This is a genomic window from Calothrix sp. CCY 0018 (assembly GCF_963920925.1).
In the GTDB taxonomy this organism is placed as follows: Bacteria; Cyanobacteriota; Cyanobacteriia; order Cyanobacteriales; family Nostocaceae; genus Rivularia.
Window position 1 is genome coordinate 44,828 of record NZ_CAWUDI010000052.1, and the last position, 11,181, is coordinate 56,008.

Below are 11,181 nucleotides of genomic sequence, written 5' to 3' on the forward strand. Positions count from 1 at the left end.
GAGATAGGGAGAGTGGGGGTAAGAATTCTTCACTGCTCATTACTTACTACTCTTAACTCCTAACTCCTAACTCCTAACTCCTAACTCCCATTCTTAACCAACTGCTTCCCAGGAAATAGGGAAAGTTTGTTTTGATAGCAATGAGAAATCCGGATCATGGTTTGGGGTTTCTTCATCAATAACTTTGACTACTCTGTTATAGATTTCTTCTGCTTGTTGCGGGGAATCACCGATGCTGGTTAATCCTAATTTACCAAATTGTGATAAACAACCCATTAAATGGAATACTGTACCCGTTTCGGTTCCGGTGTCGAAATGCAATCTGTGTTGAGCAATAATATCCATTAAATCGTTGGGTAAAAGTCCCTTGTAGCGGTCTTTTTGCAAGTTATCGGTGGCGATGTAATATTTGGGTCGTCCTTGCTGAGAGTAAAATAAACCTGTAGAAAGTTCGTAGCGACCGTTTGTAAGTAATTTTAAGGTCATGAAGGGATGGGTAGTACCGCCTTTTCGCAAATTAATCTCAATTGCTTGGATATCCCATTCTCCATCATGCTTGACAACGATAAAATCGACACCGTATCTTTCTAAAGCGCCTTTTTGTGCTAATTTGCGACCAACTTGTAAGCCCAACTGCTGTAGCTGCAATCGATAATCTTCGTCGGCAGGAAATTTACAACCAAGGAAAATTTGACCGTCTGGCCCTCCTAAAATTTGATCGTGAGTAGATAGAATTTCCACTTCTCCCATCGGTGTAATGCGTCCTTGAACGCTTGGTGAAAGCTTAACTTCACCTTCTACAAAAGCTTCTACAATCGCTCCTAATTCGGTTATTCTTCCCGAAAATGTTGACCAATTTTCAAGTTTTGCTTGAAAACTCATTTTACTAAAACGTAGGGCGATCGCCATTACCCTTTCTTGATGAGATGCTTTTGGAGGAGCTACTTCAGGAATCGGTCTTAAATCTAACAGCGCATTTCCTTCTCCAGAAATTCCTTCATTAAGTTTTACTACCATTCTTTGTAATGAAGGCTGGCGTTCCCACAATAAAGCCGCAGCTTCTGCTAAATCTTCTGTATTCCACATCAGTTCGCTACCATCTGGAAAAGGAACTTCAGCTTCGGCAAAAATTTGTCTGGAGCCGCTTTTTGTCCCCCAAATCTGTAAATCTGGAGCAGCAGCATACAGCGGAACTCCTAACTTTAAAGACAATTCTGCTTCAAAACCAGTGGAGTTGTAACATATCATAAAAGATTTATCTATTCTTAAAGCTTGTTGAATATGCTGTAATAACCGGGGACGTTCTAAAATCTTTTGACTCAGAGGTTTGAGCGAAGAATCGTAAGTAGAAAGCAGTAGCAAGCGATTGCGAGCATGAGAGAAAGGAATTCCCGGTAACAGCTGTAAATAATAATCTATAATACTTGGATGTAAAGGCACCGATGTTACATAAATTAGCCGGTTGCGAGGGTTCCATAACCGAATTAAAGAAAATAACAAACGTTCTTCATAATGTTCGTAACCTTCAACCTTCTTTAGTTCCCGCTGATCGAGACTAAGAGAAGGAATTACTAAAATATCAACATCACTCGTATCGCTTTCATCACCTTCTATACATTTCCACTTATCGCGCAAGCCCGACTGAAGATAACGAAATTTCTCTAGTAAGTCTTTATCTGTGATCTGAAGCATTTTATTAATTATCGGTTGTCAGTTTTCACCCGCAAGGTGCGGTTGATCAATTATCAATTAATAATTACCTGCGATCGGTTACGAATTGCGTAGTGCAGCAAATTCTAACTTTTATTATTACCGATTGACGAATTAGCAGCAATTTTCTGCCTAATAGCCTAGAAAACGTTCAACCATTTGAGAGATGAGCATATGGAGAACTGCTGTTAACATAGCAATAATTATTGTTAACCCAATTACAGATATAAATATGGCATCTCCTACACCACTAAAAGGTACCGATTTAGTAGACTGCGCGAAAGCAAACGCAAAGCAAGGTATAGAAACCGCTGCTCTTCAATGTGGCTATGGTGATGATTTAAATACATTTAGACGAGAATTGAGCAATGCTTGTGAAGAGATGAATTTACAAGTTTCCGAACTCAATGAATTAATTACCACTCCAGATCCAATGTTGAATATTGGCGTTGGTGAAGTTGTTGCTCCCGATACTCCATCTGATTTGTAAATCAGTTATCACTAACATCTTTCACCATTCTCAACAACCGCCTTGGAATAAATCCCAGGGCTGCACAAACAAAGTCGCTCTTTTGACGACTGGGCAGGGCTTTTAGTGCGTTTTAACCTACTTTGCATATTAGCCGCATCAATTGATTTCTCTGCGAGAAAGCCTCCGGCTTACAAGGCGGGTAGAAGGGACTTAACGACATTGATGCAAGATGCAAAATGTAAGTTATCAGTAGACATCTCCGAAAAAGAAAAACAACTCTATACAAACCTCTCTCCCACCCCTGAGAGGCTTTAAAACCCCACTTCCCTCATAGGGAAGGGGGGCAGGGGGGGTTAGGTTTGTGTGTAAAATTAAACTACCTAAATGTTTTCCGGAGATGTCTAATGAGCAGTGAGCAGCGATCCGTAGCTTGCGCGGGTGTGTTACGGCATAAGTAACGCACCATTATCAGTTAACGGTAAATTTATCGACGTTGCTTAAAGCTAAAACTATCAACTAACAACTATCAACTATCAACTAAAGATTAAGAATAAACCTTGCCAACCCAAAGTAAATCAAAACACCTGCAACATCTACCGCCGTGGTGATAAACGGTGCAGACATCAATGCTGGATCTAATTTCATGAAGCGGAATAGAAACGGTAATGCAGAACCCGAAACTGAAGCCAAAATTGAAATTGCCACCAAACTAGTACCAACTGCGATCGCAACTTGTAAGTTACCTTGCAATAGATATGCCCAGAGGGTGGCAATGGTTCCTAATGTTATTCCTAATATTGCACCGGCAACGGCTTCTCTAGCAACTACCTGCATTGTACCAAGGGAGCGGATTTCATCGGTGTTCATCCCCCGTATTACCACCGTGGAAGATTGAGCGCCGACGTTACCTCCAGTACCCGTAAGCAAGGGAATGAAAGCTGCTAAGGTCACGACTTTTTGTAAAATATCTTCTTGTGATTTAATAATTGTTCCGGTTACGGTATTCGTGATCAACAACACTAATAGCCAAACTACGCGCTTGCGAGCAACCGTAAATAAATCTGTTTGAAAGTAGTTGTCACCGTCAGACTGTACGCCACCACCAAGGGCATAAATATCTTCGGTGGTTTCTTCTTGGATAATATCTATTACATCATCTACCGTAACAATACCGACTAACCGCTGCTCCCTATCTACCACAGGTACGGCGAGAAAATCATACTTTTGGATAATTCTGGCAACTTCTTCTTGGTCGGTATCGGTATAAACATATATCGGGTCGCGACTAATAATTTCGCTAATTTTTTGGTCTGTGCGAGCTGTTACTAATTGACGCAAGGAAACAATACCAGCTAAACGGCGAGCATCATCGGTAACGTAAAGATAATAAATCATCTCGCTAGCGTTAGCTTGACGGCGAATCCGCTCCAAAGCTTGCGCTACGGTAAAATTTTCCTTGAGCAAGATCACTTGAGGAGTCATGATGCGTCCAGCAGTACCGGATTCATAACCCAAAAGTAGAGCAGTAGCTTCTTTTTGAGCCGGACTAAGTTGTTCTAAGAGGCGATTAACAACTTTTGCTGGTAATTCATCAAATAATCTTGCTCTATCATCCGGTGACATTTTATCAACAATATCAAGGACTTCCTGGGAACGAAATTCTTCTATTAACTTTTCTTGAACGCTGTGATCGAGATGTTCGTAAACCTCGATCGCTTCATTCTTGGAAAGTAAGCGAAACACTAAAGCGTGCATTGTTTCAGGTAAACCTTCAATCACCTCGGCTATATCCGCAGGCTGAACTGGTACGAGAATTGCTTTTGCACCTCGCAAGTCTCCTTGTTCGAGCAGCATTTGCAATTGAGTTCGCACTAAATCCCGCAATTCCTGGCGCGTTGATTCCTGAATGACAGAAGCTACGTTGTCCATCTCAGTCAATTCGGGTATCTCCTCAAGGTGATTTGATAATGGTCTACCACTCATAGTTTATGGGAAATTGGCAGCAAAAAACGTTCAATCGGTTAATTTTCATTCCCCCGATGGATATTTATAATAGTTTAATTTTATGATTTTATCTCTTTTGATTGAAAGCTTTGCGTTATGGGCATTGAGTTGAGATAGTTTAAAACGAGCAGGTTTTTAAATCCGAGAATTTAAAATGAACAAAGAAATAATTGCGGCGATAGCATTATTTATACTAGGCTTTGGGTTGATTTCTCGAAGGTTAGAAAAGAGTGTAATTACTCCACCAATGGCTTATGTCACCTTCGGTTTGCTAATTAGTTATACGGTATTCGGATTAGTAAATGATCTAAATATTACCAACGAAATTATTAGAACTTTAGCAGAAATTACATTAGCAATAGTTCTTTTTACTGATGCTTCGCGCATTCAGTTAAAACTATTACGGCAAGAATATAATTTACCTTTACGTTTACTGGGTATTGGGCTGCCCTTAACTATCGTCTTCGGTACGATTTTTGCCCTATTATTGTTTCCTACAGAATTAAATATCTGGGAAGCAGCAGCTTTAGCTACCATTCTTGCACCTACAGACGCTGCATTAGGTCAAGCTGTAGTTAATAGTTCTCGCGTACCAGTTTCAATTCGTCAAGCTATCAATGTCGAAAGTGGTTTAAATGACGGTATTTGTTTGCCAATTCTCTTATGATTTATTTCCTTAGCAGGAGAAAGCGAACAACTGAATACGGCTAATTATTGGCTGACTTTTACCAGCAAACAAATTATTTTCGGTGCAATAATTGGTATCGCGGTTGGTTACTTTGGTAGCAAGTTAATTGTTAAAAGTATTCGACGCAAATGGATGAACGATTCATTTGAAGATTTGTCGGTATTAGGATGATCAATTTTAGCTTATACTTGTGCCGAGTTAATTGGTGGAAACGGTTTTATTGCTGCTTTCTGCGCTGGTTTAACTTTGGGAAGAATTGCTAGCAAATCAGTTTTACAAAAGCTATATGAATTTGGCGAAGCAGAAGGACAATTACTTACTTTAATCACTTTTCTACTATACGGCGCGGTAATGGTTTTTCCAAGTTTATCAGAAGCAACTTGGCAAACTTGGTTATATGCGGTTTGTAGTTTAACAGTTGTTCGGATGCTAGGAGTTGCAATTTCTACAAGTAGCTTAAAATTACAGTTAGATACTATCTTATTTATCGGCTGGTTTGGTCCTAGAGGTATCGCTTCAATTGTTTACGGTTTGTTAATTGTAGAAAAAGAAAATTTGCAGGGAAGCGAATTAATGTTTTCTACAATGGTAGTTACAGTTTTAATCAGTGTCTTCGCTCATGGTTTAACTGCTTTTCCTGGAGCAAATTGGTACGCTAATCGGATTTCAAACAAAGAACATATTCACGAAACAATGCCCGAAATGAAACCTGTAGAAGAAATGCCCGTTCGCTTACCCTGGCGAGAGTGAATATTTTGGCTTTATTTTTAGTTGTAATTTTGTAATATTAATTGATAATATTTGGCTATTACTTGATAATTGTTCACTGATAACTGATAACTGTCTAAACTTTTATGTAGTTTACTCAACATACTTCTTTCGATAGTACTACTCCCTCAAGTCTAGATTTAAGATTTGCAAGAGGGATAGGAATAATTAAAAATGACTACAACCAAACCAAATCCGCTATCAACTGCTGTCAAAAACAACAGCGTTGATACCGTTGAAGTTAAGTTACGAGTTAACGGTAGGTCACATACTTTAAACATCGAACCTCGCGTTACTCTTTTGGATGCATTGCGGGAACGTTTAGATTTAACTGGTAGTAAAAAAGGTTGCAATCATGGACAATGTGGTGCTTGTACCGTTTTAGTAAATGGCGATCGCATTAATTCTTGTCTAGCTTTAGCCGTAATGCATGAAGGGGACGAAATTACAACTATCGAAGGTTTGAGTACGGGTGAGGAACTTCATGCAATGCAGGCTGCATTTGTAAATAATGATGGTTTTCAATGCGGTTACTGTACTTCCGGTCAAATTTGTTCTGCTGTGGCTTTACTCTCGGAGATAGAAGCAGGGCAAGCAAGTACGGTGACAGACTTAGAATTAATTGCTAACCCAACCGCATCAATTGAATTAACCGATACAGAAATTCGCGAACGCATGAGCGGAAACCTTTGTCGTTGCGGTGCTTATCCGCATATTGTCGCTGCTGTTAAGGAAGCTTCGGACGGTTAAAGGTTGAAGAGAAAGGGGGGAGAGTGGGTAGAGGAGGTAGAAATTCCCAACTACCAATGCCCCATGCCCAATTGATAACTGGTTACTGTATGTCCCTCCGGGACACGCTAACGCTAACACTGATAACTGTTCACTGCTCACTGAAAATGAAACCATTTAATTATCAAAAAGCTGATTCTTCAAATGCTGCGGTACAGGAATTAAGCAGTAATAACCAAGCCAAGTTTATTGGTGGCGGTACGAATTTACTCGATTTAATGAAATCTGGTGTGGAAGTACCGGATAGTTTAATTGATATCACTAAATTACCGCTGGCTGAAATTACAGAATTACCTAATGGTGGGGTGCGTATTGGTGCTTTGGCGCGGAATACTGCTACTGCAAATCATCCTTTAATTCGTGAAAAATATCCTTTGTTATCTCAGGCTTTTCTTTCCGGTGCAACTCAGCAGTTACGCAATATGGCGACGGTTGGCGGAAATTTAATGCAAAGAACTCGCTGCTATTATTTCTACGATACTGCAACACCTTGTAATAAACGGGAACCGGGTTCTGGATGTCCTGCTGTAGAAGGTTTTAACAGAATTCACGCTATTTTAGGCGCTTCCGAAAGTTGTATTGCTACCCATCCCTCGGATATGTGCGTTGCTTTAGCCGCTTTGGATGCAGTTGTAAGAGTCGTGAGTGCATCAGGGGAAGAAAGAGAAATACCCGCCACAGAATTTCACCGTTTACCGGGAGATACGCCAAATATAGATACAAATTTACAAGAAAACGAATTAATTACCGCCGTCGATTTACCTCCATCTTATTTTTCTCATTCTGGGGCAAAGTCTTATTATTTAAAAGTCAGAGATAGAGCATCTTATGCATTCGCCTTAGTTTCCGTTGCTGCTGTACTAGAAATTGAAAATAATTCTATTAAAACAGCGCGTTTGGCAATGGGTGGTGTTGCCCATAAACCTTGGAGAGCAACCAACGCAGAAGAAATTTTAATTGGTGCAACACAAGGCGAAGAAGTATTTCGACAAGCAGCAGAAACCGCATTGGAAGGAGCGCAAGGTTATCAACATAATAATTTCAAAATCGAACTTGCGAAACGGGCAATTGTGCGAGCGTTGATGACAGTAGCAGAATAAACCCTCTGCAAACCTCCGCGCATACCTTTGCGTGCCTTTGCGTTAGAATACAAAATTTTTTTGAAACGCAGAGTAACGCCGAGGTTTTCGCAAAGGAGCGCTAAGAAGAGAAAAATTAATTTGAGAATCTAAAATAGAAATGGTTAATATAATCGGAAAACCTTTAAACCGCGTTGACGGTAATCTTAAAGTTACTGGTGGCGCACTTTATTCGGCTGAATTTCCTCAAGAAAATCTGGCTTATGCTGTTGCTATTCCCAGCACTATCGCCAGAGGAAAAATAAAAAGTATTGATACGAGTGCGGCGGAAAAATTACCGGGTGTTATTAAGGTAATTACTCATGAAAATGCACCTGAGTTAAAACCTTTGAAAACCTTTATGCAGGGTGGAACAGCCGCAGAAGAGTTTCTACCTTTTCAAGATAATTCTGTTTACTACAGTGGGCAACATATTGGGGTAGTAATTGCAGATACTTTAGAGCAGGCAACTTATGCTGCTTCCTTGGTGCAATTTACTTATGATCAAGTTACTCCAATTATGGAGATGCAAAAGCAACGAGAAGAAGAATTTGAACCGCAAACCATAATGGGTAAGCCAGCGAAAGTTGTTAGAGGCAATCCTCAAGAAGCTTTCGATAAAGCAGATATCAAAGTAGATGAAATTTACACAACACCCACCGAAAACCATAATCCTATAGAACCTTCGGCAACAACTGCTGTATGGGAAAATGATCAGTTAACGGTTTATACCTCGACGCAAAACACTTACGGAACTAGAAAAGCTTTGGCAACAAGTTTGGATATTCCAGAAGAAAACGTGCGGGTAATTTGTCAGTTTATTGGTGGTGCATTCGGTTGCAAAGGTGCTTTTTGGTCGCATATGTTGTTACCAGTAATTGCTTCTCGTCAGGTGAATCGTCCGGTAAAGTTGGTGTTAACCCGCGAAGATATGTTTAACGTTGTTGGGCATCGCGCCGAAACAGAACAAAACGTTAAGTTAGGGGCAACTAGCGACGGTAAGTTAACGGCAATTATTCACGATGGTATTTCCCATACATCGATGTACGATGAGTTTGCCGAACCATTCACAGTAGCAACTCATATGCTGTACGCTTGTGATAATTTGCACGCTTCTCAGCGTTTGATACGTTTAAATCGAGTTACTCCCACCTTCATGCGTGCCCCTGGGGAAGCTTCGGGAATTTTTGCAATTGAAGCGGCAATGGATGAACTTGCTTATGCTTTGAAAATTGACCCCATAGAATTAAGATTAATAAATCACGCCGATACCGATCCAGATGAAAATCTACCTTGGTCGAGTAAATCTCTGAAAGAATGTTACCAAATCGGTGCGGAGAAATTTGGCTGGTCGAAACGCAATCCAGAAATAGGTTCGATGCGCGACGGACGCTATTTAATTGGGATGGGTATGGCATCAGCAACTTACCCAGCTTTTACTTCACCTGCTTCTGCTAAAGCTAAAATGCTTGCAGATGGTAGCGTAGTGGTACAAAGCAGCACTCACGATATGGGTGGTGGTACGGCTACCGTGATGGCGCAACTGATCGCCGAGACATTGGGTTTACCCTTTGAAAAAGTCTGCTTTGAATATGGAGACACTAGATTACCAAAAGCACCCGTCAGCGGTGGTTCGATGACAGTAAGTAGCGTTGGTAGTGCGGTACATGGTGCTATTAAAGGATTGCAAGCAAAGGTTTTAGAGCTTGGCGGCAAGAATCAAAACGACTCACTAACAATCGAAGATTACGCAAATATTTTAGCTAAGAATAACAAAGAGCAAATTGAAATAGAATACGATGCTCAGTCTTCACAAGAGAAAAAGTATTCCAAACATGCTTTCGGCGCTCAATTTGTGCAAGTGCGGATAGATCCAGATTTTGGCGAGGTGCGGATTAACCGTTACACCGGAGCCTTTGCTTGCGGAAAGATATTAAATCATAAAACAGCGCGATCGCAATTTATGGGCGGTATCATTATGGGCATCGGCATGGCATTGATGGAAGAAACCGTAGTCGATCCAAATTTAGGAAGAGTAATGAATGCAAATCTTGGTGAATATCATGTTCCAGTAAACGCCGATATTCCCGATATTGACATAGAAATGGTCGAAGAAGTCGATAATCATGTCAATCCAATTGGCACAAAAGGTATCGGTGAAATTGGAATTACAGGTGTTGCTGCTGCGGTAGCAAATGCCGTTTATCATGCCACAGGTAAGCGGATTAGAGATTTACCAATTACCCCCGACAAAGTGATGTAATAAAATAGCCCCCCTTTTTAAGGGGGGTTGGGGGGATCTAAACGCTACGAATCTTTTTTTGATCCTAAAAGATAATGAATTAAAAAACCTTACTAGACGCTGAGTACGCAGAGAGAAGAAGTAAAGAGAGATAATCAAAAAGTCATAATGAAAGAATTAAAAAATATCATTTCAGCTATAGAAAAATTAAAAAATACAAACGAAATAGCAATAGCAACATTAGTAAAAGTCAGCGGCTCTACTTATAGAAGCCCCGGTGCAAGAATGCTAATAAGTGCTGACGGAAATAGTATTGGTTCAATTAGCGGTGGTTGTTTGGAAAGTGATGTTTTTGAAAAAGCTCAAACTGTAATTAAGTCGGAAAATCCCCGTTTAATTAAATACGATACCACCTCCGAAGAAGATATGATTTGGGGTTTGGGGCTTGGCTGTCAGGGAATTGCTTATGTTTTAATTGAACCTTTACAAGAGAATAAACTACAGGAAATTACTTTTATAGAGAAATGTTTGTCAAATAGAACTTATGGGGCGATCGCCACGGTAATTATAGTTGAAGGTGAAACTACAACCCAAATCGGACAGCGTTTATTATTGGGTGAAGATACTATTATTAATAATTTGACCGATGATAACCTATTAACGGAAGTTTTAAGCGATACAAAAGCGGCATTACAAAATAATCAATGTATTTTAAAAGAATATAATTTAGCAAGTGTAAAAATAGAAGTATTTATCGAAGTAATTCAACCACCCTTATCTTTGATCGTATTTGGTGCTGGTTACGATGTCATACCATTAGTAAATTTCAGCAAACAGCTTGGTTGGGATGTAACAGTAGTAGATAACCGTCAAAGAGAAGCAACTAAAAAGCGATTTGAACAAGCAGATAAAATATTACTTTCACCTCCCGAAGAGATTTTAGAAAATATCGAAATCACCGAGCGTACCGTCGCCGTAGTTATGAGTCATAATTATTTAGATGATTTAGAAATGCTCAAACTACTTGTACCATCTAACTTAATTTATTTGGGAATACTTGGCCCAAAAAAAAGAACAAACCGCATATTAAAAGAATTACAGGAAGAAGGAATTACAGCAAATGCTAATATGTACAGTCCCGTTGGATTAGATATAGGTGCAGATAACGCCGAAGAAATCGCACTTTCGATAGTTGCTGAAATTCAAGCAGTAATATCTCACCGTGATGCTGGATTTTTAAAAAATCGTAACGCTCCAATTCACGCTAAGGAAGAGTTGGCAACGGATAATTGAAAACTGCTAACTGATAACTGATAACTGATAACTGATAACTGCTAACTGATAACTGATAACTGCTAACTGATAACTGATAACTGCTAACTGATAACTG

At 39.8% G+C, this 11,181-nt stretch carries 9 protein-coding genes; 7 read left to right on the plus strand and 2 right to left on the minus strand.

Features of this window, described 5'->3' with window-relative positions; genetic code table 11:
* Positions 1-93: 93 nt before the first annotated feature.
* The gene (locus ACM03V_RS28680; protein ID WP_414624212.1) at positions 94-1,692 is read right to left on the minus strand and encodes a peptide ligase PGM1-related protein; all 1,599 of its coding nucleotides are present in this window, start codon (positions 1,690-1,692) and stop codon (positions 94-96) included.
* Positions 1,693-1,942: 250 nt separating this feature from the next.
* On the opposite strand from ACM03V_RS28680, the gene ACM03V_RS28685 reads away from it, so the two are divergent.
* Positions 1,943-2,200: a hypothetical protein gene (locus ACM03V_RS28685; protein ID WP_414624218.1), complete on the plus strand. Its 258-nt coding sequence runs from the start codon at positions 1,943-1,945 to the stop codon at positions 2,198-2,200.
* Positions 2,201-2,719: 519 nt separating this feature from the next.
* Here the strand turns inward: ACM03V_RS28685 and mgtE are convergent.
* Complete coding sequence (mgtE, locus tag ACM03V_RS28690; RefSeq protein ID WP_414624219.1) at positions 2,720-4,111, minus strand: magnesium transporter; 1,392 nt, start codon at positions 4,109-4,111, stop codon at positions 2,720-2,722.
* 229 nt (positions 4,112-4,340) lie between these two features.
* On the opposite strand from mgtE, the gene ACM03V_RS28695 reads away from it, so the two are divergent.
* From ACM03V_RS28695 to ACM03V_RS28720, 6 genes are all read left to right on the plus strand, one after another.
* Entirely contained in the window at positions 4,341-4,853 is a 513-nt protein-coding gene (locus ACM03V_RS28695) for a cation:proton antiporter (RefSeq protein ID WP_414624213.1), read from the plus strand.
* Positions 4,854-5,048: 195 nt separating this feature from the next.
* Complete coding sequence (locus ACM03V_RS28700; RefSeq protein ID WP_414624220.1) at positions 5,049-5,624, plus strand: cation:proton antiporter; 576 nt, start codon at positions 5,049-5,051, stop codon at positions 5,622-5,624.
* 192 nt (positions 5,625-5,816) lie between these two features.
* Positions 5,817-6,392: a 2Fe-2S iron-sulfur cluster-binding protein gene (locus tag ACM03V_RS28705; RefSeq protein WP_414624214.1), complete on the plus strand. Its 576-nt coding sequence runs from the start codon at positions 5,817-5,819 to the stop codon at positions 6,390-6,392.
* Positions 6,393-6,538: 146 nt separating this feature from the next.
* Positions 6,539-7,531, plus strand: a complete 993-nt coding sequence (locus ACM03V_RS28710; protein WP_414624215.1) for an FAD binding domain-containing protein — start codon at positions 6,539-6,541, stop codon at positions 7,529-7,531.
* A 139-nt stretch (positions 7,532-7,670) separates the two neighbouring features.
* Positions 7,671-9,812 carry a xanthine dehydrogenase family protein molybdopterin-binding subunit gene (locus ACM03V_RS28715; RefSeq protein ID WP_414624216.1) on the plus strand — a complete coding sequence of 714 codons (2,142 nt, stop codon included), beginning with the start codon at positions 7,671-7,673 and terminating at the stop codon, positions 9,810-9,812.
* Between the two features lie 147 nt (positions 9,813-9,959).
* A complete protein-coding gene (locus ACM03V_RS28720) occupies positions 9,960-11,084 on the plus strand; it encodes an XdhC family protein (RefSeq protein ID WP_414624217.1) in 1,125 nt (374 codons plus the stop codon).
* The last annotated feature ends 97 nt before the right edge of the window (positions 11,085-11,181 follow it).

Bases quoted from the DNA above. Each gene is read 5' to 3' on its own strand.
- ACM03V_RS28680 (WP_414624212.1), bottom strand. From the start codon at position 1,692: ATGCTTCAGATCACAGATAAAGACTTACTAGAGAAATTTCGTTATCTT.
- ACM03V_RS28720 (WP_414624217.1), top strand. From the start codon at position 9,960: ATGAAAGAATTAAAAAATATCATTTCAGCTATAGAAAAATTAAAAAAT.
- ACM03V_RS28715 (WP_414624216.1), top strand. From the start codon at position 7,671: ATGGTTAATATAATCGGAAAACCTTTAAACCGCGTTGACGGTAATCTT.
- ACM03V_RS28685 (WP_414624218.1), top strand. From the start codon at position 1,943: ATGGCATCTCCTACACCACTAAAAGGTACCGATTTAGTAGACTGCGCG.
- ACM03V_RS28710 (WP_414624215.1), top strand. From the start codon at position 6,539: ATGAAACCATTTAATTATCAAAAAGCTGATTCTTCAAATGCTGCGGTA.
- mgtE (WP_414624219.1), bottom strand. From the start codon at position 4,111: ATGGACAACGTAGCTTCTGTCATTCAGGAATCAACGCGCCAGGAATTG.
- ACM03V_RS28705 (WP_414624214.1), top strand. From the start codon at position 5,817: ATGACTACAACCAAACCAAATCCGCTATCAACTGCTGTCAAAAACAAC.
- ACM03V_RS28695 (WP_414624213.1), top strand. From the start codon at position 4,341: ATGAACAAAGAAATAATTGCGGCGATAGCATTATTTATACTAGGCTTT.